Source organism: Streptomyces sp. NPDC058534 (genome assembly GCF_042717365.1).
In the GTDB taxonomy this organism is placed as follows: Bacteria; Actinomycetota; Actinomycetes; order Streptomycetales; family Streptomycetaceae; genus Streptomyces.
Genome location: NZ_JBHXNW010000039.1, coordinates 30,966 through 52,704 on the forward strand (window position 1 = coordinate 30,966; position 21,739 = coordinate 52,704).

20 protein-coding genes are annotated in these 21,739 nt (G+C 71.2%); 10 read left to right on the forward strand and 10 right to left on the reverse strand.

The genetic code is table 11. The features are described from left to right. The 7 genes from ACFWR9_RS23530 to ACFWR9_RS23560 form a co-directional block, all read right to left on the reverse strand. The coding region (locus ACFWR9_RS23530) for a hypothetical protein (RefSeq protein WP_383845365.1) at positions 1-442 on the reverse strand (442 nt) is incomplete at its 3' end. A 121-nt stretch (positions 443-563) separates the two neighbouring features. Then, positions 564-1,991, reverse strand: a complete 1,428-nt coding sequence (locus ACFWR9_RS23535; protein WP_383845367.1) for an NAD(P)/FAD-dependent oxidoreductase — start codon at positions 1,989-1,991, stop codon at positions 564-566. A 35-nt stretch (positions 1,992-2,026) separates the two neighbouring features. After that, on the reverse strand, positions 2,027-2,854 hold the full coding sequence (locus ACFWR9_RS23540; protein ID WP_383845369.1) for an ABC transporter permease: 828 nt from the start codon (positions 2,852-2,854) through the stop codon (positions 2,027-2,029). Then, on the reverse strand, positions 2,855-3,787 hold the full coding sequence (locus ACFWR9_RS23545) for an ABC transporter permease (protein ID WP_383845371.1): 933 nt from the start codon (positions 3,785-3,787) through the stop codon (positions 2,855-2,857). Then, positions 3,787-4,971, reverse strand: a complete 1,185-nt coding sequence (locus ACFWR9_RS23550) for an ABC transporter ATP-binding protein (protein ID WP_383845373.1) — start codon at positions 4,969-4,971, stop codon at positions 3,787-3,789. Before ACFWR9_RS23550 ends, ACFWR9_RS23545 begins: the two co-directional genes overlap by 1 nt. Positions 4,972-4,976: 5 nt before the next feature. Then, positions 4,977-6,224: a spermidine/putrescine ABC transporter substrate-binding protein gene (locus tag ACFWR9_RS23555; protein WP_383845375.1), complete on the reverse strand. Its 1,248-nt coding sequence runs from the start codon at positions 6,222-6,224 to the stop codon at positions 4,977-4,979. 55 nt (positions 6,225-6,279) lie between these two features. Continuing rightward, positions 6,280-7,815: a gamma-aminobutyraldehyde dehydrogenase gene (locus tag ACFWR9_RS23560; protein ID WP_383845377.1), complete on the reverse strand. Its 1,536-nt coding sequence runs from the start codon at positions 7,813-7,815 to the stop codon at positions 6,280-6,282. A gap of 202 nt (positions 7,816-8,017) precedes the next feature. Here ACFWR9_RS23560 and ACFWR9_RS23565 point away from each other — a divergent pair, with 202 nt between their 5' ends. Continuing rightward, complete coding sequence (locus ACFWR9_RS23565; protein WP_383845378.1) at positions 8,018-8,614, forward strand: NADAR family protein; 597 nt, start codon at positions 8,018-8,020, stop codon at positions 8,612-8,614. A 113-nt stretch (positions 8,615-8,727) separates the two neighbouring features. On the opposite strand, the gene ACFWR9_RS23570 is transcribed toward ACFWR9_RS23565, so the two are convergent. Beyond that, positions 8,728-9,636 (reverse strand): hypothetical protein, encoded by a 909-nt coding sequence (locus ACFWR9_RS23570; RefSeq protein ID WP_383845380.1) that lies wholly within the window; start codon positions 9,634-9,636, stop codon positions 8,728-8,730. A 156-nt stretch (positions 9,637-9,792) separates the two neighbouring features. Between ACFWR9_RS23570 and ACFWR9_RS23575 the strand changes: the two genes are divergently transcribed. The 3 genes from ACFWR9_RS23575 (at position 9,793) to ACFWR9_RS23585 (ending at position 12,903) form a co-directional block, all read left to right on the forward strand. Then, the gene (locus ACFWR9_RS23575) at positions 9,793-10,854 is read left to right on the forward strand and encodes an adenosine deaminase (RefSeq protein ID WP_383845382.1); all 1,062 of its coding nucleotides are present in this window, start codon (positions 9,793-9,795) and stop codon (positions 10,852-10,854) included. Positions 10,855-10,867: 13 nt separating this feature from the next. After that, complete coding sequence (locus ACFWR9_RS23580) at positions 10,868-11,578, forward strand: glycerophosphodiester phosphodiesterase (protein WP_383845384.1); 711 nt, start codon at positions 10,868-10,870, stop codon at positions 11,576-11,578. A gap of 149 nt (positions 11,579-11,727) precedes the next feature. After that, positions 11,728-12,903, forward strand: a complete 1,176-nt coding sequence (locus ACFWR9_RS23585; protein ID WP_383845386.1) for a serine hydrolase domain-containing protein — start codon at positions 11,728-11,730, stop codon at positions 12,901-12,903. A 28-nt stretch (positions 12,904-12,931) separates the two neighbouring features. Here ACFWR9_RS23585 and ACFWR9_RS23590 read toward each other — a convergent pair whose 3' ends face one another. Together ACFWR9_RS23590 and ACFWR9_RS23595 are read right to left on the reverse strand one after the other, a co-directional pair. Then, positions 12,932-14,122, reverse strand: coding sequence for an extracellular solute-binding protein (locus ACFWR9_RS23590; protein WP_383845388.1), 1,191 nt, complete (start codon positions 14,120-14,122; stop codon positions 12,932-12,934). Between the two features lie 172 nt (positions 14,123-14,294). Beyond that, positions 14,295-15,734: a gamma-aminobutyraldehyde dehydrogenase gene (locus ACFWR9_RS23595; protein WP_383845390.1), complete on the reverse strand. Its 1,440-nt coding sequence runs from the start codon at positions 15,732-15,734 to the stop codon at positions 14,295-14,297. A gap of 165 nt (positions 15,735-15,899) precedes the next feature. Between ACFWR9_RS23595 and ACFWR9_RS23600 the strand changes: the two genes are divergently transcribed. The 6 genes from ACFWR9_RS23600 (at position 15,900) to ACFWR9_RS23625 (ending at position 21,656) form a co-directional block, all read left to right on the forward strand. After that, entirely contained in the window at positions 15,900-16,415 is a 516-nt protein-coding gene (locus ACFWR9_RS23600; protein ID WP_122615146.1) for an Lrp/AsnC family transcriptional regulator, read from the forward strand. Between the two features lie 2 nt (positions 16,416-16,417). Next, complete coding sequence (locus ACFWR9_RS23605) at positions 16,418-17,791, forward strand: aspartate aminotransferase family protein (protein ID WP_383845392.1); 1,374 nt, start codon at positions 16,418-16,420, stop codon at positions 17,789-17,791. 214 nt (positions 17,792-18,005) lie between these two features. Further along, positions 18,006-18,782: an ABC transporter ATP-binding protein gene (locus tag ACFWR9_RS23610; RefSeq protein WP_383845394.1), complete on the forward strand. Its 777-nt coding sequence runs from the start codon at positions 18,006-18,008 to the stop codon at positions 18,780-18,782. Further along, positions 18,764-20,221 (forward strand): hypothetical protein, encoded by a 1,458-nt coding sequence (locus ACFWR9_RS23615; protein WP_383845396.1) that lies wholly within the window; start codon positions 18,764-18,766, stop codon positions 20,219-20,221. The genes ACFWR9_RS23610 and ACFWR9_RS23615 overlap by 19 nt, the downstream gene beginning before the upstream one ends. Positions 20,222-20,357: 136 nt before the next feature. Beyond that, positions 20,358-20,765, forward strand: coding sequence for a VOC family protein (locus ACFWR9_RS23620; protein ID WP_383845398.1), 408 nt, complete (start codon positions 20,358-20,360; stop codon positions 20,763-20,765). Positions 20,766-20,972: 207 nt separating this feature from the next. Further along, a complete protein-coding gene (locus tag ACFWR9_RS23625) occupies positions 20,973-21,656 on the forward strand; it encodes an LAETG motif-containing sortase-dependent surface protein (protein ID WP_383845400.1) in 684 nt (227 codons plus the stop codon). Positions 21,657-21,739 lie beyond the last annotated feature (83 nt).

The following is a 21,739-nucleotide window of genomic DNA, read 5'->3' on the forward strand; positions in this document are numbered from 1 at the left end:
CCGGGCGTGGCCGCGCCCCCCGAGCTTCCTCGCCCATAACCACCACCGGGGGGTGGGTGGGGGCGCGCGCCCGTCCGGGGGTGCCCCGCCCGCCCCCCCCCCCCCCCGACGGTCCCCCCGGGTGCGGCACCACGATCCAGGTGCCGAGCCCGGCCGTCCGGACCCCGGTGCCCACCCAGCGGGTCGCCGTGCCGGCCGGCACGAAGAAGCCCGTCCGCGCGTCGCCGAAGTCGACGAGCACCGGGCCCGGCCGGTCCAGGACGCGGGAGAGCACGTCGAGGGTCGGACGGCCGAGCCTGCTCGGCAGGATGAGCACGTCCCAGGCCCGGCCGGCGGGCAGCAGCGCGACACCCAGGGGGTCGCGCTCCCACTCCCGCCGGCATGACTCGGGATCCGGTGCGACCGATGCCAGCCACGCGACCGCCGTCTTCGCACCAGGCATGTGGAGGCCTCCCTCTCGCTCGTTGGACGCGGGGTGCGTCACGAGGGAGAGGGAGGTCACCGGCGGGCATTACGCGAGTCGCCGCACCTCGTTCGGGTGAACCGGGTCACACGGATCCGTGCTAGCTGTCGAAGCCCAGCCCCAGCTTGTCCATCGTCCGCAGCCAGAGGTTGCGCCGGCCGCCCTGCGCGTCCGCGCGGGCCAGCGACCACTTGGTGAGCGCGATGCCCGTCCAGGCGAACGGCTCGGGCGGGAACGGCAGCGGCTTCCTGCGGACCATCTCCAGTTCGGTGCGCTCGGTGCGCTCCCCCGACAGCAGGTCGAGCATCACCTCGGCACCGAACCGGGTCGCGCCCACGCCGAGGCCCGTGTACCCGGCTGCGTAGGCGACCTTGCCCTGGTGCGCGGTGCCGAAGAACGCCGAGAAGCGGGAGCAGGTGTCGATCGCGCCGCCCCAGGCGTGCGTGAACCGGACGCCCTCCAGTTGCGGGAAGCAGGTGAAGAAGTGCCCCGCGAGCTTGGCGTAGGTCTCCGGCCGGTCGTCGTACTCGGCGCGCACCCGGCCGCCGTACGGGTAGATCGCGTCGTAGCCGCCCCACAGGATCCGGTTGCCGGCGGAGAGCCGGAAGTAGTGGAACTGGTTGGCGCTGTCCCCGAGGCCCTGCCGGTTGTGCCAGCCGATCGAGGCCAGCTGCCCGTCGGTGAGCGGCTCGGACATCAGGGCGTAGTCGTAGACCGGGACGGTGTACGAGCGCACCCGCCTGACCAGGTTCGGGAAGATGTTGGTGCCGAGCGCGACCGTGCGGGCGCGGACCCCGCCGTACGGGGTGCGTACGGCCATCCCGGCGCCGTACGGCCTCAGGGTGAGCGCCGGGGTGTTCTCGTAGACGCGCACCCCGAGGTCGAGGCAGGCCCGCTTGAGGTTCCAGGCGAGCTTGGCGGGGTTGAGCATGGCCACGCCCCTGCGGTCCCACAGGCCCGCCCGGAAGGTGGGGGAGTCGACCTGTTCCCGTACCGCGTCGCCGTCCAGGTACTCGACGCCGTCGGCGAGTCCCTTCGCTCGGATCTCCTCGTACCAGTCCTTCAGTTCGGCGGCCTGGTACGGCTCGGTGGCCACGTCGATCTCACCGGTGCGTTCGAACTCGCAGTCCAGGGAGTGGCGGGCGACCGCCGTCTCGATCGCGTCGAGGTTGCGGGCGCCCAGCTCCTCCAGCTTGTGGATCTCGTCCGGCCAGCGGGAGAGGCCGTTGGACAGGCCGTGGGTGAGGGAGGCCGCACAGAACCCGCCGTTGCGGCCGGAGGCGGCCCAGCCCACCTCACGGCCCTCCAGCAGCACCACGTCCTGGCCCGGGTCGCGCTCCTTGGCGATCAGCGCGGTCCACAGCCCGCTGTAGCCGCCGCCGACGACCAGCAGGTCGCAGGTCTCGGCGCCGGTGAGGGCGGGCTGCGGGCGGGGGCGGCCCGGGTCGTCCAGCCAGTACGGGACCGGCTGGGCGTCGGAAAGGGATTTCGTCCAGTCGTTGCTGCGGCTCATGGCGCTAGGGGCCATGATTTCAACTCCCTACGAATGCATTACTCAGTACGCTACGCCTTGCGGCGATTCCGGCGGTTGCCGATGGCCATGGAGGCCAGGACGAACAGTACGGCGATGACGAACATGGCCGTACCGACGACATTGATCTGAACGGGCGTTCCGCGCTGCGCCGAGCCCCAGACGAACATGGGGAACGTGACGGTGGAGCCCGCGTTGAAATTGGTGATGATGAAATCGTCGAAGGAGAGCGCGAAAGCGAGCAGCGCGCCGGCCGCGATACCGGGGGCCGCGATGGGCAGCGTGACCCGGACGAAGGTCTGGAACGGACCGGCGTACAGGTCCTGCGCCGCCTGCTCCAGCTTCGGGTCCATCGACATCACGCGCGCCTTGACAGCCGTCACCACGAAGCTGAGGCAGAACATGATGTGGGCGATCAGGATCGTCCAGAAGCCCAGCTGAGCACCCATGTTGAGGAACAGGGTGAGCAGCGAGGCGGCCATCACGACCTCGGGCATCGCCATCGGCAGGAAGATCAGCGAGTTGATCGCGCCCCGCGCGCGGAAGCGGTAGCGGACCAGCGCGAAGGCGATCGCGGTGCCCAGCGCCGTGGCGCCGAGCGTCGCCCAGAGGGCGATCTGGAGGCTGAGCGACAGCGAACCGCACAGTCCCGCGACACCGCACGGGTCCTTCCAGGCGTCCGTGGAGAACTGCTGCCATTCGTAGTTGAAGCGCCCGTTCGGTTTGTTGAACGAGAACACCGTGACAACAACGTTGGGCAGCAGCAGATAAGCGAGCGTCAGCAGTCCGGCGATGACGACCAGATTGCGCCTGAACCAATTGACGCTCGTGCCGGATATGCGACTCCGTCGCGTGTCCATTTAAACCAGATCCTCCGTCCCGGACTTGCGAATATAGAGGGTGACCATGGCGAGAATGGCGGCCATGAGGATGAAGGAAAGTGCCGCCGCCGTCGGATAGTCGAGCACCCTGAGGAACTGGGACTGGATGACGTTGCCGATCATTCCGGTGTCGGCCGAGCCGAGCAGGGAGGCGTTGACGTAGTCGCCGGTCGCCGGGATGAAGGTCAGCAGCGTGCCGGAGACCACGCCCGGCATCGACAGCGGGAAGGTGACCTTGCGGAAGACCGTGGAGGGCTTCGCGTACAGGTCGCGCGCCGCCTCGTGCAGCCGCCCGTCGATGCGCTCCAGGGAGGTGTACAGCGGCAGGATCATGAAGGGGAGGAAGTTGTACGTCAGACCGCAGACCACCGCGAGCGGCGTGGCCAGCACGCGGTCGCCGGCCGTCCAGCCGAGCCAGCTGGTGACGTCCAGGACGTGCAGCGTGTTCAGGGCGCCGACCACCGGTCCGCCGTCCGCGAGGATCGTCTTCCAGGCGAGGGTGCGGATCAGGAAGCTGGTGAAGAAGGGCGCGATCACCAGGATCATGATCAGGTTCCGCCAGCGGCCCGCGCGGAAGGCGATCAGGTACGCGAGCGGGTAGCCGAGGACCAGGCACAGCACGGTCGCCGAGGCCGCGTAGGCGACCGAGCGCAGGAACTGCGGCCAGTACTCGGACAGCGCGTCCCAGTAGGTCACGAAGTGCCAGGTGACCTTGTAGCCCTCCTCCAGCGAGCCCGTCTGCACGGACGTGGAGGCCTGGTAGATCATCGGCGCCGCGAAGAAGACGACCAGCCACAGGATGCCGGGCAGCAGCAGCCAGTACGGCGTCCAGCGGCCCCGCCTGCGCGGGGGCTTCTTCTGCTCGGGCGCGGGCGGGGAGAGCGGCGGCGGCGCCTCGGTGAGGGTGGACATCAGGCGGCCTCCCCCTCGGCCACACCCGCGTCGCCCATCGTCCCAGCAAGCAGGGACTGGGACGCGTCCAGTCCGAAGGTGTGCGCCGGGTTCCAGTGCAGGACGACGTCGGCGCCGGGCACGAGGCGGGCGTCGCGGTCGATGTTCTGGGCGTACACCTCGAAGTCGGGGCAGGCCGCGCAGTCCACGACGTACTGGGTGGAGACGCCGATGAAACTGCTGTGGCTGATCTTGCCGGTGACGCGGTTGCGGCCCTCGGGTATGGAGCCGGCCTCGTCCGCGTGGGTGAGGCCGACCTTCTCCGGGCGTACGCCGACCAGCACCTTGCCGCCCGCCTGCGCGGGCACCGCACAGCGGGATCCGGGCAGGACCAGCTTGTCGCCGGCCGCGCGCACCACGATGTCGTCGCCGCTCCGGGAGTCGACCTCGGCCTGGATCAGGTTGGAGGTGCCCAGGAAGTTGGCGACGAAGGTGGTTTGCGGGTTCTCGTACAGGTCGGCGGGGGCGCCCAGTTGCTCGACGCGGCCCCCGTTCATCACGGCGACCTGGTCGGCCATGGTCATGGCCTCCTCCTGGTCGTGCGTGACGTGCACGAAGGTGATGCCGACCTCGGTCTGGATGCGCTTGAGCTCCAGCTGCATCTGGCGGCGCAGCTTGAGGTCAAGGGCGCCGAGCGGTTCGTCGAGGAGCAGCACCTTGGGGTGGTTGATCAGCGCGCGGGCGACCGCGACGCGCTGCTGCTGGCCGCCGGAGAGCTGGTGCGGCTTCTTGCGGGCCTGCTCGCCGAGCTGCACCAGGTCCAGCATCTCCTCGACCTGCTTCTTCACCGACCTGATGCCGCGCCGGCGGAGGCCGAAGGCGACGTTCTCGAAGATGTCGAGGTGCGGGAAGAGGGCGTAGGACTGGAAGACCGTGTTGACCGGCCGCTTGTACGGCGGCAGCGCGGTCACGTCCTGGTCGCCGAGGTGGACGGTGCCGCCGCTGGGCTCCTCCAGCCCGGCGATCATGCGCAGGGTGGTGGTCTTGCCGCAGCCGGAGGCGCCGAGCAGGGCGAAGAAGGAGCCCTGCGGGACGGTCAGGTCGAGCGGGTGCACGGCGGTGAAGGAGCCGTAGGTCTTGCTGATGCCGGAGAGGCGGACGTCGCCGCCGCGGTCCGTGGCCTGTGGCTGAGTTTTCGTCGTCATCGTCGTCACGCCCCAGTGAGCTTCGCGAACTTCTCTTCGTATGCCGTCTCTTCCTTCGAACTCAGGGAGCGGAAGGAGTGCGACTTGGCCTGCATGGCCTTGTCGGGAATGATCAGCGGGTTGTTCGCCGCGTCCTCGTCGATCTTCGCCAGTTCGTCCTTCACACCGTCGACGGGGCAGACGAAGTTGATGTAGGCGGCGAGTTCCGCGGCCGGGCCGGGTTCGTAGTAGTAGTCGATGAGCCGCTCGGCGTTCGTCTTGTGCCGCGCCTTGTTGGGGACCAGCATGTTGTCGCTCGACGTGACGTAGCCGCTGTCCGGGATGACGAAGTCGATGTCCGGGTTGTCCGCCTTGAGCTGGACGACGTCCCCGGCCCACGCCAGACAGGCCGCGAAGTCGCCCTTGCTGAGGTCCGAGGTGTAGTCGTTGCCGGTGAAGCGGCGAATCTGACCGCGGTCGACGCCCTTCTGGAGGCGGGCGATCGCCGCGTCGTAGTCGTCGTCCGAGAAGCGGGCCGGGTCCTTGCCCATGTCGAGCAGCACCATGCCGACGGTGTCGCGCATCTCGGTGAGGAAGCCGACCCGCCCCTTGAGCTTCGGGTTGTCGAGCAGGTCGGAGACCGACTTCACCTCGATGCCGTCCAGCGCCTTCTTGTTGTAGGCGATGACGGCCGAGATGCCCTGCCAGGGGTAGGAGTAGGCGCGGCCCGGGTCCCAGTCCGGGTTGCGGAACTGGGGCGACAGGTTGGCGAAGGCGTGCGGCAGGTTGGCCGGGTCCAGTTTCTGGACCCAGCCGAGGCGGATCAGGCGGGCCGCCAGCCAGTCGGTGAGGACGATGATGTCGCGGCCGGTCTCCTGGCCCGCGGCGAGCTGCGGCTGGATCTTGCCGAAGAACTCGCTGTTGTCGTTGATGTCCTCGGTGTACGTGACCTTGATGCCGGTGCGTTTGGTGAACGCCTCCAGCGTGGGGTGCCGCCGGCCGCTCTCGTCGACGTCCATGTACTCGGTCCAGTTGGAGAACGCGATCCTCTTCTCCTTCTCCGACCGGTCGTCGGCGGAGACGCCGCCCTCGGTCTTGCCGGCCGCCGGGATGCCGCAGCCGCTCAGCATGCCGAGACCGCCGACCGCCAGCGCGCCGCCCGTGGAGGCGCGCAGCAGTGAGCGACGGGTGAGGGCGGCCCTGCCGCTCCTGAGACTGCGCCGCATGGCGGCCGCTTGGGCCGGTGACAGGCGGTCGGGCTCGTACTGCTCCATGCGCGTGGTTGCCCTTTCGGGTGGGTCGGCCGTGGTCGGCGGCCTCTCGACGTGACTACCGGTCCCCGAAGACGGTGCGGTGCCAGTCCTTGGCCGCCACCGCGGTGTTGTCGAACATGACGTGCTTGACCTGTGTGTACTCCTCGAAGGAGTAGGCCGACATGTCCTTGCCGAAGCCGGACGCCTTGTATCCGCCGTGCGGCATCTCGCTGATGATCGGGATGTGGTCGTTGATCCACACACAGCCCGCCTTGATCTCGCGGGTGGCGCGGTTCGCCCGGTACACGTCCCGGCTCCAGGCGGAGGCGGCGAGCCCGTACGGCGTGTCGTTGGCCAGCCGGATGCCGTCGTCGTCGCCGTCGAAGGGCAGCACGACCAGGACGGGACCGAAGATCTCGGACTGGACGGCCTCGCTGTCCTGCGCGGCGTCGGCGATGAGGGTGGGCCGGTAGTAGGCGCCGTCCTTGAGGTCGCCCTGCGGCGCCTCGCCGCCGGCCACCACGCGCGCGTAGGAGCGCGCCCGGTCGACGAAGCCGGCGACGCGGTCCCGCTGGACGTGGCTGACCAGCGGGCCGAGGTCGGTGCCCGGAGCGAAGGGGTCACCGACCCGGACGGTCTCCATGAGTGCGGCGGTCTGCTCCACGAACGCCTCGTACAGGGGCCGCTGCACGTACGCGCGCGTGGCGGCCGTGCAGTCCTGGCCGGTGTTGATGAGCGCACCCGCTACCGCGCCGTGGACGGCGGCGTCCAGGTCGGCGTCGTCGAAGACGAGGAAGGGCGCCTTGCCGCCCAACTCCAGGTGCAGGCGCTTGACGGTGGCGGTGGCGACCTCGGCGACCCTCTTGCCGATCGCGGTGGACCCGGTGAAGGAGGTCATGGCGACGTCGGGGTGGGCGACCAGGTGCTCGCCGGCCTCCCGCCCGGTCCCGCTCACGATGTTGATCACACCGTCGGGGATGCCGGCGGCGGTCGCGGCCTCGGCGAACATCAGGGAGGTCAGCGGGGTGATCTCGGCGGGCTTCAGCACGATGGTGTTGCCCGCGGCGATCGCCGGGAGGATCTTCCAGGCGGCCATCTGGAGGGGGTAGTTCCAGGGCGCGATGGAGCCGACCACGCCGATGGGCTCGCGGCGGACGTACGAGGTGTGGTCGCCGGAGTACTCCCCCGCCGACTGCCCCTGGAGGTGCCGGGCGGCGCCGGCGAAGAAGGCCGCGTTGTCGATGCTGCCGGGCACGTCGAACTCGCGGGTCAGCTTCAGCGGCTTCCCGCACTGGAGGGACTCCGCGCGGGCGAAGTCCTCGGCGCGGTCGGCGAGCACGGCGGCGAACCGGTGCAGGGCGTCGGAGCGCTCGCCGGGCGTGGTGCCCGCCCACCCCGGGAACGCCTCCCGCGCGGCGGCGACGGCCGCGTCGACGTCGTCGGGACCGGCGAGCTCGTAGGTGAGGACGTCGTCGCCGGTCGCCGGATCGACGACGGTGTGCGTCCGCCCGGAGGTGCCCTTGGTCAGACGGCCCGCGATGTACTGGGCCCCGTCCGCGAAGCGGTCCTGGGCCGGAAATCGGTCCGGGGTGGCGTTGCCCGGGTTGTGCATGTCGGCTCTCCTCGGTCTCCCCGTGGCGGGGGCCGGCGTGGCTCAGGCTCGATGTGAGTGCCGATCCTGACAGAGCACTAGGGCTCCAACAAGTGATTCCGTTGTTTCCATTTGGTTACGCGACGGAATCTGTCGACCAGGTGTCGAGTCGCCACGGAAAAGCACGGACGGAGTGTCAGTGGCGCGTGCCAGACTCGCGTGCATGGACAGGATCACGGGGGCGGCGCCGAAGGTCAGCGACATCGACAGCAGGGAGGCGCTGCTCGGGCAGGTCCGCGCGGGCGCCCGGATCAAGTACCTCTGCTTCTGGGGCCACCGCCCGCTCCCCGACGGCCGCATCGGACCGGGCTGCCTGAGCCAGTGGTGGCCGTCGCCGTTCGCCGTGGCCGGGGTGGAGTACGCGACGGCCGAGCACTGGATGATGGCCGGCAAGGCCAGACTCTTCGAGGACCCGGAGGCCGAGCACCGGGTCCTGGCCGCCGGCCATCCCGCCGAGGCCAAGAAGGCGGGCCGCCTGGTCCGCGGCTTCGACGAGGCGGTGTGGCAGCGGGAGCGCTTCCGCATCGTCGTCGAGGGCAGCACCCACAAGTTCGCCTCGGACCCGGCCCTGCGCGAGTTCCTGCTGAACACGGGCGAGAGAGTCCTGGTCGAGGCGAGCCCCGTCGACCGCGTCTGGGGCATCGGCCTGCCCGCGTCCGACGAGGCGGCGACGGACCCGGAGCGGTGGCGGGGGGCGAATCTGCTGGGGTTCGCGTTGATGGGGGCGCGGGGGCGGTTGCGGGCCGGCGCGTCGGGCTGAGCGGGCGCGAGGCGCGTCCGTCCGCACCCTTGCGGACCGGCGCGTCGGGCTGAGCGGGCACGGGGCGCATCCGTCCGCACCGCGCGGCCCGATGCGGTGCGGTGCCGGGGCCCTCAGGGCGCGAGGATCACCAGCAGTCCGAAGCCCACGCCCAGGACGATGCCCACGATTCCGCAGATGACGCCGGCCAGGGCCTGGCTCGCGTTGGTGGCCTCGCCCCGGCTCGCCTTCGCGCGGCCGAGAGCACCGAAGACGACGCCGAGGATGCCCACGATGATCGCGAGCGGCCAGAGGCAGAAGCCGACGGCGGCGATGATGCCGAGGACGAGGCCGGTGGTGCCCATGCCGTTGCTCGGCATCGGTCCCATGCCGGACCAGCCGTAGCCGTGCGGCTGCGCACCGGGGTATCCGGCCGGGCCCGGGTGCCCGTAGCCGACCGGTCCCGGGTAGCCGTAGGGGACGTGGCCGGGGCCGTCCGGCGCGATGGGCGGCGGCGGGACCGGCTGCCGGTCCTGGGCGTACGGCGGGGGCGTGACCGGAGGTGCGAAGGGGTTGGGTGCGCCGGTGCTCGCGGCGGCCGTCGGGTCCGGTGCCGCGAAGGGGTTGGCGGGGGCGGACGGGGCGGCCCATCGCGGGGGGTCCGTGGCGGGCATGGACGTAACCGTCTGCTGGTCGTGGACGGAGGGGGGTGGCCAGGACGCGCCGTCGTTCCACGCGACGGTCGTGCCGGGGCCGCCGTCGGCCGGAGGGGCGGCGTCCGCGGGCGGCGCCCAGGGGTCGGGGGTGGCCGCACCGCCGGGGGCTATCGGCACTCCCGGCGCTCCCAGCACTCCTGACGCTCCCGGCGTGCCCGGCGTGCCCGGCTTGTCGAGGCCGACCCCGGGGGCCGGTTCGGTGGCGCCCGCGGAGGGGCCGCCGTCGGCGGGGATACCGGGCGCGGCGGGCCGGGGTGCCGGATCGTTCCCCGAAGCCTGAGGCGTGTGCCGCGGGTCGTTTCTCGGCGGCTGCGCGTCGTCGGGCATGGGCGGGTCCCCCTCAGTCGAACGTCCCGTCATGCTACGGCCCGTCCCCGTCCGGCACGGGCCCGGCCTACGATGATCCCGAGTCACCGATCAGCCGATCACCCGCGCCCCGCCGGCCCACGCCGGCCCGGGACGCCGCTGTGGGGAGGAACACCCTTGACCGAGCACCTCGTAGACCCCGACGTCCCGCGTGACCTGCACGCCTTCATCGCCGGGCTGCCCAAGGCCGAACTGCACGTCCACCACGTCGGTTCCGCCTCCCCGCGCATCGTCTCGGAGCTGGCCGCGCGCCACCCCGACTCCAAGGTCCCCACCGACCCCGAGGCCCTGGTCGACTACTTCACCTTCACGGACTTCGCGCACTTCATCGACGTGTACCTGTCCGTCGTGGACCTGATCCGCACCCCGGAGGACGTCCGGCTGCTGACCTACGAGGTGGCCCGGGAACTGGCCCGGCAGCAGGTGCGGTACGCCGAGCTGACCATCACCCCGTTCTCCTCCACCCGGCGCGGCATCGACGAGCGCGCCTTCATGGACGCGATCGAGGACGCCCGCAAGGCGGCGGAGTCCGAGTTCGGGACCGTACTGCGCTGGTGCTTCGACATCCCCGGCGAGGCGGGACTCCAGGCGGCGGAGGAGACCACGCGGCTCGCCACCGACGACCGCGTGCGCCCGGAGGGCCTGGTCTCCTTCGGGCTGGGCGGGCCCGAGATCGGGGTCGCCAGGCCGCAGTTCAAGCCGTACTTCGACCGGGCGATCGCCGCCGGGCTGCACTCGGTGCCGCACGCGGGCGAGACCACCGGTCCGGAGACCGTCTGGGACGCCCTGACCGACCTGCGGGCCGAGCGCATCGGCCACGGCACCAGCTCCACCCAGGACCCGAAGCTGCTGGCCCACCTCGCCGAGCGGCGCATCCCGCTGGAGGTGTGCCCGACCTCGAACATCGCCACCCGCGCGGTGCGCACCCTCGACGAGCACCCGATAAAGGAGTTCGCGCGCGCCGGTGTCCTGGTGACGATCAACTCCGACGACCCGCCGATGTTCGGCACCGACCTCAACAACGAGTACGCCGTCGCCGCCCGGCTCCTCGGCCTGGACGAGCGGGGCCTGGCCGGCCTGGCGAAGGACGGCGTCGAGGCGTCCTTCCTCGACGCCCCGGGCAAGGCCAGGATCAAGGACGAGATCGACACGTACACCGCCGCCTGGCTCGCCTCCTGAGAGTTGCCGCCCCATGCACACCCTGCGCGACGTGACCGCCGTGGCCCACCGCGGCGACCCGTACCGGCACCGCGAGAACACGCTCGACTCGCTGCGCTCCGCCCTCGACCGCGGCGCGGACGCGGTCGAGACCGACGTACGCCTCACCCGGGACGGCGTGCCGGTGCTGCTGCACGACGAGACGCTGAAGCGGCTGTGGGAGCACGAGCGGCCGCTGCGGTCCCTGTCGGCCGACGAGGTGCGGGGGCTGACGGCGGGCAGGGTGCCGACCCTCGCGGAGGCGCTGGCCGCGACCGACGGCAGCAGGCTGATGCTCGACCTGCCGGGGGCGCCCGGCGAGCGGGCGGTCCGGCGCATCGTGGACGTGGTCCGCGAGTGCGGGGCCGAGGACCGTGTGTACTACACGGCGGGGCCCGTCGCCATGCTCGCCGTACGCGCCGCCGACCCGGCCGCCGAGATCGCCCTGACCTGGACGACGTCGGCCCCGCCCCGGCCCGCGCTGCTGGCGGCGGTCCGGCCGCGGTGGCTCAACTACCGCTTCGGCCTGGTCGACCGGGCCCTGTCCGACCGCCTCCACGCCGACGGCTACCTGGTGTCGGTATGGACCCCCGACACCCGCCGCTCCATGCGCCGGCTGATCGCCCTGGGCGCCGACTCGATCACGACCAACCGCGTCGACGTGCTGTGCGCCCTGCGCGGCGGGGCGGGTCGGCGCCGCCCGTAGGGGCGATCCCGCACAAGGCCCCTCATTCATCGGGGACTTTCCCGAGTTCGGTCCCGGGTCGGGTGCCCTCCTCGCGGACGATCCGCCACGGCTCGTCGCGCGACAAGGATGATCATCGACCTTCCCGCCCGGACCCACTGGAGCAGTCGATGCGTGCCCGTACCTCCTCCGTCCTCACCGCTTCCGTCGTACTCGCCCTCGCCGCCGGCCCGCTGGCGGCTCCGGCGTTCGCCGCACCGCCCGCCTCGACCGCTTCCGCCGCCACCGGGCAAAGAGCGGCAGGGACGGACGGTTTGGACGAAGACGCGCTGCGCGCCGCCGTCGACGCGGTCCCGAACCAGCACGCCACCGCCGCCCTCGTGCGGGTCGGCGCCACCGACGACACCTGGCGCGGCAGCGCGGGCGTGCGCGACCTGGCCAGTGAGCGGCCGGCACGCGCGAACGCCCGCTTCCGGGCCGGGTCGGTCACCAAGGTCGTCACCGCCGCCACCGTGCTGCGGCTGGCGGCGGAGGGCACGGTGGACCTGGACGCGCCGATACAGCGCTACCTGCCCGACCTCTTCACGCCGAAGTTCCGGCAGCCGATCAGCGTGCGCCAGTTGCTGAACCACACCAGCGGCATCCAGGCGGGAGACAGCCTCGGCGACGACTTCGCGGAGGTGTACGCGCACCGCTTCGACACGCTCACCCCGCAGCGGGTCGCGGCGTCGGCGATCGCGAAGGGACCGGAGTTCGACCCCGGAAAGCAGCAGCACTACCTGAACATCAACTACACGTTCCTCGGCCTGCTGATCGAGAAGGTGACGGGACGCACGTACGCCGCCGAGGCCACCCGGCTCGTCCTGCGCCCGGCCGGCATGCGGCACACGTACTTCCCGGGCACCGACCCCCGTATCCGGGGTCCGCACCACCGGGGCTACCAGACGGTGGAACGGCCCGACGGGACGACGCGGCTGGTCGACGTGACCAAGTGGAACCAGGCGGACCGCTGGGCGGCCGGCGACATGATCTCGACCACCGCCGACCTGGAGCGGCTGCTCAGGGAGCTGTTCGGGGGGCGGATCGTGCCGCAGCCGCAGTTGGAGGAGATGTTCACGACCCCGGCGGGCCTCCCGGACGCGACCCGCAGCGCGGGACTGGAGTACCAGAAGGTGGGCGACCAGATCTTCTGGGGCAAGTCGGGTTCCCGCTACGGCTACAGCGCCCTCATCGGCGGCACCCGCGACCTGAGCCGCACCCTCGTCCAGTCGGTCAACGCCACGGACGCCAAGAGCGCGGAACGCAACCCGGTCATCGACGACATCACCGCGGCCGCGCTGAAGTAGCCCCCGCCAGCCCCCCGCACGCCCACGACTACACGCCCACGATCCCGTTCCACCGCTTCGCGAACTCCGTCCGCTCCCCCGCCGCGATGTCCCGGGCGATCGTGAGGCGTTCGCGCATCTTCGTGTCGGGGAAGATCAACGGGTCCTCGGCCAGGGCGGCGGTCTCCGCGTCGTCGGAGGAGGCGAGTACGTCCCGGGCGGCGGGGACCGGGCAGACGTAGTTGACCCAGGCGGCCAGTTCGGCGGCGACCTCGGGCTGGTAGTAGTAGTCGATCAGCCGCTCGGCGTTGCCCTTGTGGCGGGCCAGGTTGGGGATCATCAGGGACTCCGCCCACAGCTCGGCGCCCTCCTCCGGGACGACGAACTCGATGTCCGGGTCGTCCGCCTGGAGCTGGATCACGTCACCGGAGTAGGCCTGGCAGGCCAGCACGTCCCCGCTGGAGAGGTCCTTGATGTAGTCGTTGCCGGTGAAGCGGCGGATCTGGCCCTTGCCGACCTGCTTCTCCACCTGGTCGCACATCGTGTGGAAGTCGTCTGTCTTCCAGTCGGTGATGTCCACCCCGTTGCCCTGCATCAGCAGTGCGAACGCCTCGTCCATGCCGGACAGCAGGGTCACCCGGCCCTTGAGGTCGGCCGCCCACAGGTCGGACACGTGCCGGATCTCCCGGCCGAGCCGGCGGCGGTTGTAGGCGATGCCGGTGATGCCCGACTGGTACGGCACGGTGAACTTCCGGCCCGGGTCGAAGGCGGGCGAACGCAGCAGCGGGTCGAGGTACTTGGTGACGTTCGGCTGCCGGGAACGGTCCATCTCCTGCACCCAGCCGAGCCGCACGAACCGCCCGCACATCCAGTCGCTGATGACGATCAGGTCGCGGTCGGTGGGCTGGTGGTTCATCAGGGACGGGCTGATCTTGCCGAAGAACTCGTCGTTGTCGTTGATCTCCTCGATGTAGTCGACGGAGATGCCCGTCCGCTCCTCGAACGCCTCCAGCGTGGGCCGGCGGCTCGGGTGCTCGTCGTCGGTGTCGATGTAGAGCGGCCAGTTCGCCCAGGTCAGCCGGCGTTCGGCGGCGGACCGGTCGGTGGCGGCGCGGTCGCCCGGCGCGACGTACGCGGCCGGCACACCGCAGCCGGCCAGCGCGCCGAGCGCGGCGGTGCCGCCCAGGCCGCGCAGCAGGGACCGGCGGGAGATCGAGGGCTTCCTCGGGAGCAGGGGCATGGCCGCAGGATCCCGCGCCGGCGCCCACCGGGACAATCGACGCTGCGTCGAGCGCCTTCGGCCAGGCCCGACACCCTGTCGACCGGGGCCGGTTCGCGGTGCGCGCGCCACGCGCGCATGGAGCGGCCCCGGACGGGGTTCCGTCCGGGGCCGCTCCGAGCGAGCCGACGCGTCAGGCGTCCAGCGACGTCATCACGTGCTTGACCCGCGTGTAGTCGTCGAAGCCGTACGACGACAGGTCCTTGCCGTAGCCGGACTTCTTGAAGCCGCCGTGCGGCATCTCGGCGACCAGCGGGATGTGGGTGTTGATCCACACGCAGCCGAAGTCCAGCTTCTTGGACATCCGCATCGCGCGGCCGTGGTCCTTGGTCCACACCGAGGAGGCCAGCGCGTACTCGACGCCGTTGGCCCACTCCACCGCCTGGTCCTCGTCACGGAAGGACTGGACGGTGATGACGGGGCCGAAGACCTCCTTCTGGATGATCTCGTCGTCCTGCTTGAGACCGGAGACGACGGTCGGGGCGTAGAAGTAGCCCTTGTCGCCGACCCGGTGGCCGCCCGCCTCGACCTTGGCGTGCGCGGGCAGGCGCTCGATGAACCCGGTGACCTGCTTGAGCTGGTTGGGGTTGTTGAGCGGGCCGTACAGCACGTCCTCGTCGTCCGGCTGCCCGGTCTTGGTCTCGGCCGCCGCCTTGGCGAGGGCGCTCACGAACTCGTCGTGGATCGACTCGTGGACGAGCACGCGGGTGGCCGCCGTACAGTCCTGGCCGGCGTTGAAGTAGCCCGCGGTCGAGATGTCCTCGACGGCCTTGGGGATGTCGGTGTCCTCGAAGACGACGACCGGGGCCTTGCCGCCCAGCTCCAGGTGGACCCGCTTGAGGTCCTTCGACGCCGACTCGGCGACCGACATGCCGGCCCGCACGGAGCCGGTGATGGAGGCCATCGCCGGGGTCTCGTGCTCGACCATCAGGCGGCCGGTGTCGCGGTCGCCGCAGACGACGTTGAAGACGCCCTTGGGCACGATGGAGCCGATGATGTCGGCCATCAGGGCCGTGGACGCCGGGGTGGTGTCCGACGGCTTGAGGACGACCGTGTTGCCCGCGGCGAGCGCCGGGGCGAACTTCCACACGGCCATCATCATCGGGTAGTTCCAGGGGGCGACCTGCGCGCAGACGCCGATGGGCTCGCGGCGGATCATGGAGGTCAGGCCCTCCATGTACTCGCCCGCGCTGCGGCCCTCCAGCATCCGCGCCGCACCCGCGAAGAAGCGGATCTGGTCGACCATCGGCGGGATCTCCTCGGAGCGGGTCAGCCCGGTGGGCTTGCCCGTGTTCTCCACCTCGGCCGCGATCAGCTCCTCGGCCCGCTCCTCGAACGCGTCCGCGATCTTCAGCAGGGCCTTCTGCCGCTCGGCCGGGACCAGGTCCCGCCAGGCCGGAAAGGCCGCGGCGGCGGCCGCCATGGCCGCGTCCACGTCCGCCTGTCCGGACAGGGGCGCGGTCGCGTACGCCTCTCCCGTGGCGGGGTTGACCACCTCCGTGGTCCGTCCGTCGGCGGCGTCCCGGAACTCACCGTCGATGTAATTGCGCAGACGACGCAGCTCGGTGCTCACTGCCGGCCCTCCAAGGTTGGGTGTCCAATCACTGAGACACCCACCCTAATCCGTGTACCGACGTTTTCAACACCCCCGATCGCCCGTGGATTGCGAAATCCGCAGACTGAAACGACCTAGACAACGGATTTCATCGGTACGGCCTTGCGAAACTGTCGAGACGTCGTGCACAGTGAACCCGTGGCCAGTCGAAGCGCAGACCCGAAGGACTCCCGCGAGTCCAGGAACGGCGGTCCCCAGTTGGACGCCGTCTCCCTCGCCATCATCGAACAGCTCCAGGAGGACGGCCGCCGGCCTTACGCCGCCATCGGCAAGGCCGTGGGCCTCTCCGAGGCCGCCGTGCGCCAGCGCGTCCAGAAGCTGCTCGACCAGGGCGTGATGCAGATCGTCGCCGTCACGGACCCGCTCACCGTGGGCTTCCGGCGTCAGGCGATGGTCGGTGTCAACGTGGAGGGCGACGTGGAGTCCGTCGCCGACGCGCTGACGGCCATGTCCGAATGCGAGTACGTGGTGATGACCGCGGGCTCGTTCGACCTGATGGTGGAGGTCGTCTGCGAGGACGACGACCACCTCCTGGAGGTCATCAACCGACGCATACGGGCCGTGCCCGGCGTGCGCTCCACCGAGAGCTTCGTCTACATGAAGCTCAAGAAGCAGACCTATATGTGGGGAACCCGATAATCGTGAGCACCGACAGCCCCAAGGACCTCAGCAGGACCGCGTACGACCACCTGTGGATGCACTTCACCCGCATGTCGTCGTACGAGAACGCCCCCGTCCCCACCATCGTCCGCGGTGAGGGCACCCACATCTACGACGACAAGGGCAAGCGCTACCTCGACGGTCTCGCCGGCCTGTTCGTGGTCCAGGCCGGACACGGCCGCCAGGAGCTGGCGGAGACCGCCTCGAAGCAGGCGCAGGAGCTGGCGTTCTTCCCGGTGTGGTCCTACGCCCACCCCAAGGCCGTCGAGCTGGCCGAGCGCCTCGCGAACGAGGCCCCCGGCGACCTCAACAAGGTCTTCTTCACCACCGGCGGCGGCGAGGCGGTCGAGACCGCCTGGAAGCTCGCCAAGCAGTACTTCAAGCTGACCGGCAAGCCGACCAAGTACAAGGTCATCTCCCGCGCGGTCGCCTACCACGGCACCCCGCAGGGCGCCCTGTCCATCACCGGCCTGCCCGCCCTGAAGGCCCCCTTCGAGCCGCTCGTCCCGGGCGCGCACAAGGTGCCGAACACCAACATCTACCGCGCCCCGATCCACGGCGACGACCCCGAGGCCTACGGCCGCTGGGCCGCCGACCAGATCGAGCAGCAGATCCTCTTCGAGGGCCCGGACACGGTCGCGGCCGTCTTCCTGGAGCCCGTGCAGAACGCCGGCGGCTGCTTCCCGCCCCCGCCCGGCTACTTCCAGCGGGTGCGCGAGATCTGCGACCAGTACGACGTGCTGCTCGTCTCGGACGAGGTCATCTGCGCCTTCGGCCGCCTGGGCACGACCTTCGCCTGCGACAAGTTCGGCTACGTCCCGGACATGATCACCTGCGCCAAGGGCATGACCTCGGGCTACTCCCCGATCGGCGCCTGCGTCATCTCCGACCGCCTGGCCGAGCCGTTCTACAAGGGCGACAACACCTTCCTGCACGGCTACACCTTCGGCGGCCACCCGGTCTCCGCCGCGGTCGGCATCGCCAACCTCGACCTCTTCGAGCGCGAGGGCCTCAACCAGCACGTACTCGACAACGAGGGCGCCTTCCGCGCCACCCTGGAGAAGCTGCACGACCTGCCGATCGTCGGCGACGTCCGCGGCAACGGCTTCTTCTACGGCATCGAGCTGGTCAAGGACAAGGTCACCAAGGAGTCCTTCAACGAGGACGAGACCGAGCGCGTCCTGTACGGCTTCCTCTCCAAGAAGCTCTTCGAGAACGGCCTGTACTGCCGTGCCGACGACCGCGGCGACCCGGTCATCCAGCTCGCCCCGCCGCTGATCTCCAACCAGGAGACCTTCGACGAGATCGAGCAGATCCTGCGCGCCACGCTCACGGAGGCGTGGACGAAGCTCTGATCATCCGTACAGATGATCATCTGATCCTTCCAGAAGATCATCACAGGCCCCGGTGCCGTCCGTTCGAGTGAGAACGACGGCCCGGGGCCGCGTGCTGTCCGGCTTCCCCCGCGGCGACTCCTTACCGTGCCCAGTGACCGATCGGCCCCCTCCTCGTTCCCCCGGACGGGGGACGTGACCGGGGAAACACGGATCAGAACCGAGGTGTACGCCCATGGAGGCTCCGCCGGACAACGACGTGCTCTGGGCGCGTGCCCTGCACTTCCAGCACCAGGACGGCTCCCCCGCGCTGCAAGGCGTGTCGCTCGGCGTCCGCGAGGGCGAGATCCTCGCCGTGAGCGGCCCGCGCGGAAGCGGCAAGACCACGCTGCTGCGCTGCCTGTCCGGACTGGTCCTGCCGCAGGACGGCGAGGTGTGGTTCAACAGCGTGCCGGTGCACACCATGGGACCGCTCAGCCGCGAACGGCTGCGCCGCGACCGCTTCGGCTGGATCGATCCCGCCCCCGTGCTGGTCCCGGAACTGAACGCCTGGGAGAACGCCGCCCTCCCCCTCATGCTGCGCGGCACCGGCCGGCGCCGGGCCAAGACCGCCGCCCTGGAGTGGCTGGACCGCCTCGACGTCGGCGACAAGGCCCGTCGGCGCCCGCGGGAACTCCAGCAGGCCGAGCGGCAGCGTGTCTGCATCGCCCGCGCGCTGGCCGTCGCCCCCACGGTCCTCTTCGCCGACGAGCCGACGGCGCCGCTGTACCGCGCCGACCGCGCCCAGGTGCTGCGCACGCTCACCACGGCGGCCCGCTCGCACGGCATCACCGTCGTCCTCGCGACGCACGAGGCGCAGACCGCCGCTCTGGCGGACCGCGCGGTGGCGCTGCTGGACGGACGGCGGGTACGGACCGTGCATCTGCCCCCGCTCGCCGAGACCACGGTGGCCACGGGCGCCGCCGGGGCCTCCGGAACGGAAGGCCGGGCCGCGTGCTCGCTCTCCGCCTGACCCGCGCCGCCCATCTCGCCGTCCACCTGCGCCGTCTGCTGGTCGCGGTGGCCTCGGCGGGCACGGGCTTCCTGCTGCTGTGCGCCTTCGGACACGCGATGAGCCACCCGGACGCGCCCGGCGCCTCCGCCCTCCGCCTCACCTGGTGCGCGGCGCCGCTCGCCGCCACGGTGTACCTCGCGGTCGCCGTGGCCCGCACCGATCCCGGCACCCGGCCCCGCTCGGGGCTGTCCGCGATCGGCCTCGGACCGGGCCGGCTGATGGCCGTCTCGGCGACGACCACGGTTCTGTCCGGCGCGCTCGGCTCGGTGGCGGCCCTGCTGCTCTTCCTCCACCTGCGCGGCGACCTGACGGGGCTGCCCTTCGGCGGCGTCGCGGCCGACGCGCTGGCCGTCGGCCAGTCCCTCCCGGCCCCGGCCACCCTGACGCTGCTGGCCCTGGTACCGGCCGCCGCCTCGGCCGCGGTCGCGTACACCCGGCGCCCCCGCGAGCCGCGCCGCGCCCGGGCCGCCGGCGTCCGCGGCTACGGCCGCTTCGGCGCGTACGGCTGGGGCAAGGCCCGGGAGACCTTCGGCACCTACGGCCGCTTCGGCGCCCGCTGGACGTCGTCCCCGGCGGAGGCCGGGGCCCCCGCCCACGCGGCCCGGCCGGCGACCACCGGTTCCGCCGAACCGGAGGGCACCTTGGCCACCCGGTCGGCAGAGCCTGCGGGCAGTGGTGCCGCTGGGGCGGCGGCACGGGTGGGCGCAGGCGGAACCCTGCTGACGCAGGCCGGCGACACCCACCCGGCACCGGCCACGGACGGCCCCCCGCCAACGCCGGCCACCGTCCCCGCCCTCACAACGCCCCGCCCGCCGAACACCACCGTCCTCCCCTGGGGCATCGCCGTACTCGCCGCGGGCCTCACCGTCGAGACCTACACCGGGCACCCGGCCACCACCCCCGACACCACCCCCTCGGCCGGCGTACTCATCGGCTGGGCCCTCACCGCGCTGGGCCTCGCCCTCGCCGGCCCCGGCCTCACCCACCTGTGCGGCCGCCTCCTCCAGGCCGCCCGCCCGGGCGCCCTGCGGCTGCTGGCCGGACGCGTCCTCATGGACGAGGCGCACCGCATCGGCCGCCCCCTCGGCGTCGTCTGCGCCGTGGCCGCCGCGGCCTACGTGGCCACCACGCTGTACGCCACCGACGGCCCGGACTTCGGCCCGCTGAGCACCCTGGGCGCCCTCGTGGTGGCCGGCTGCACGGTGGCCACCCTCCTCACCGCGGCCGTGGAGGCCAAGCACGCGCGCGCCGACACCACCGACGCCCTGCTGCGGCTGGGCGCGCCCCCGGCGACCCTGCGCGGCGCCGCCGCCGTACGCGCCGCCGCGCTGCTCGCCCTGTTCGGTCCGCTGACCCTGATCGTCGCGGAACTGGCGGCGCTCCCCCTGTCCCGCTGACCGCGCGCGGACGCCTTCGCGGAACCTCGGAGAATTCTCGAAGAGATCCGCGGAACGACGATGAGTTTCGCGTGCCCCGCACGTCTAACCCTTCGAACAGCACGACAACGGCAGCGCACTTACGGGAGAGGCCCTCATGTACCAGCAGATGATCTTCGTGAACCTGGCCACCAACGACCTGGCCGCCGCCAAGAAGTTCTTCACCGGTCTCGGCTACGAGATCAACGCCCAGTTCAGCGACGACACCACCGCCTCGATCCCGCTCAGCGAGACCATCGTCGTGATGGTGCACACACCGGAGAAGTACCGCCAGTTCACGAAGAAGGAGATCGTGGACTCCAGCAAGTCCAGCGAGGTGCTCCTCGCGCTGAGCGCCGAGAGCCGCGAGAAGGTCGACGAGCTGGTGGAGAAGGCGGTCGCGGCGGGCGGTTCGGTCACCGGCGAGACCCAGGACCACGGCTTCATGTACGGCCGCGCCTTCGACGACCTCGACGGCCACACCTGGGAGGTCGTGTGGATGGACCCGGCGGCGGTCGAGGGCTGAGCGAGCAGGGGGCCGAGGCGTCTCCCGACGCGCTGAAACGTGTCGGCGGTTAATAAGACGGCAAAGTCAACGTGCTTGGCAGGCATATGCGTTGACACTGCTTATGCGCCGCTTATAAACCAGTGAGGCTCACGGGTGTGCTGATGCCATGTCACCGGGCGTCGGCACCCTACCCACCCCCCATCTGTGCTCCCGTAAAGGACAAACGTGGCAGTCCTGTCCATAATCAGCCGCACGGCATCACGCCGTAGCGTCCGCGCCCTCGGCGTCGTCGCCGCCTCGGCGGCTCTGGCGGTCGGCGCCGCCGGCAACGCCCTCGCCTGCGACATCAGCGAGTTCTCCGCCGCCGCCCAGTGCGACGGCGACAAGGGTGTCATCACCGTCACCGACGTGGACCCCACCGGCATCCCCGCCGTCGTCACCGTCTCCCTGAAGAGCACCGGCGAGCAGGTCGGCCAGGAGACGGTCAAGGGCTCCGAGGAGGGCACCACCGTCACCTTCGCCGTGGACTGGAAGCCCAACACGGAGTACCGGGTCCACGTCAAGGCCGACAAGTACGTCGACGAGTACATCAAGTCGGACGTCACCACCCCGGCGACCCCCTGCAAGACCGAGGACACCCCGACCCCGACCCCGTCGGAGAGCTCCTCTACCCCGGCCCCCGAGCCGTCCACCTCGGCCTCCGCGCCGTCGCAGCCCGAGAGCACGGCCCCGGCGGCCGTGCCGAACGACAACGCCCCGTCCCCGGCGGCCGGTGACTCCAACCTCGCCGAGACCGGTGCCAACTCCAACACCGGCATGATCGCCGGTATCGCGGCGGCCCTGGTCGCCGTCGGTGGCGGTGCCGTCTTCTTCGGCCTGCGCCGTCGCGGAGCGAACAGCACCCGCTGACGCCCGCACACAGATGGACAGCGGCGGGGGGGGGGGGGGGGCCGCGGGGGGGGGCGGCTGCGTTGCGGCGCCCGCGCGGGCCC

Bases quoted from the DNA above. Each gene is read 5' to 3' on its own strand.
- ACFWR9_RS23580 (WP_383845384.1), top strand. From the start codon at position 10,868: ATGCACACCCTGCGCGACGTGACCGCCGTGGCCCACCGCGGCGACCCG.
- ACFWR9_RS23560 (WP_383845377.1), bottom strand. From the start codon at position 7,815: ATGCACAACCCGGGCAACGCCACCCCGGACCGATTTCCGGCCCAGGAC.
- ACFWR9_RS23540 (WP_383845369.1), bottom strand. From the start codon at position 2,854: ATGGACACGCGACGGAGTCGCATATCCGGCACGAGCGTCAATTGGTTC.
- ACFWR9_RS23565 (WP_383845378.1), top strand. From the start codon at position 8,018: ATGGACAGGATCACGGGGGCGGCGCCGAAGGTCAGCGACATCGACAGC.
- ACFWR9_RS23585 (WP_383845386.1), top strand. From the start codon at position 11,728: ATGCGTGCCCGTACCTCCTCCGTCCTCACCGCTTCCGTCGTACTCGCC.
- ACFWR9_RS23535 (WP_383845367.1), bottom strand. From the start codon at position 1,991: ATGGCCCCTAGCGCCATGAGCCGCAGCAACGACTGGACGAAATCCCTT.
- ACFWR9_RS23555 (WP_383845375.1), bottom strand. From the start codon at position 6,224: ATGGAGCAGTACGAGCCCGACCGCCTGTCACCGGCCCAAGCGGCCGCC.
- ACFWR9_RS23570 (WP_383845380.1), bottom strand. From the start codon at position 9,636: ATGCCCGACGACGCGCAGCCGCCGAGAAACGACCCGCGGCACACGCCT.
- ACFWR9_RS23610 (WP_383845394.1), top strand. From the start codon at position 18,006: ATGGAGGCTCCGCCGGACAACGACGTGCTCTGGGCGCGTGCCCTGCAC.
- ACFWR9_RS23550 (WP_383845373.1), bottom strand. From the start codon at position 4,971: ATGACGACGAAAACTCAGCCACAGGCCACGGACCGCGGCGGCGACGTC.
- ACFWR9_RS23590 (WP_383845388.1), bottom strand. From the start codon at position 14,122: ATGCCCCTGCTCCCGAGGAAGCCCTCGATCTCCCGCCGGTCCCTGCTG.
- ACFWR9_RS23545 (WP_383845371.1), bottom strand. From the start codon at position 3,787: ATGTCCACCCTCACCGAGGCGCCGCCGCCGCTCTCCCCGCCCGCGCCC.
- ACFWR9_RS23620 (WP_383845398.1), top strand. From the start codon at position 20,358: ATGTACCAGCAGATGATCTTCGTGAACCTGGCCACCAACGACCTGGCC.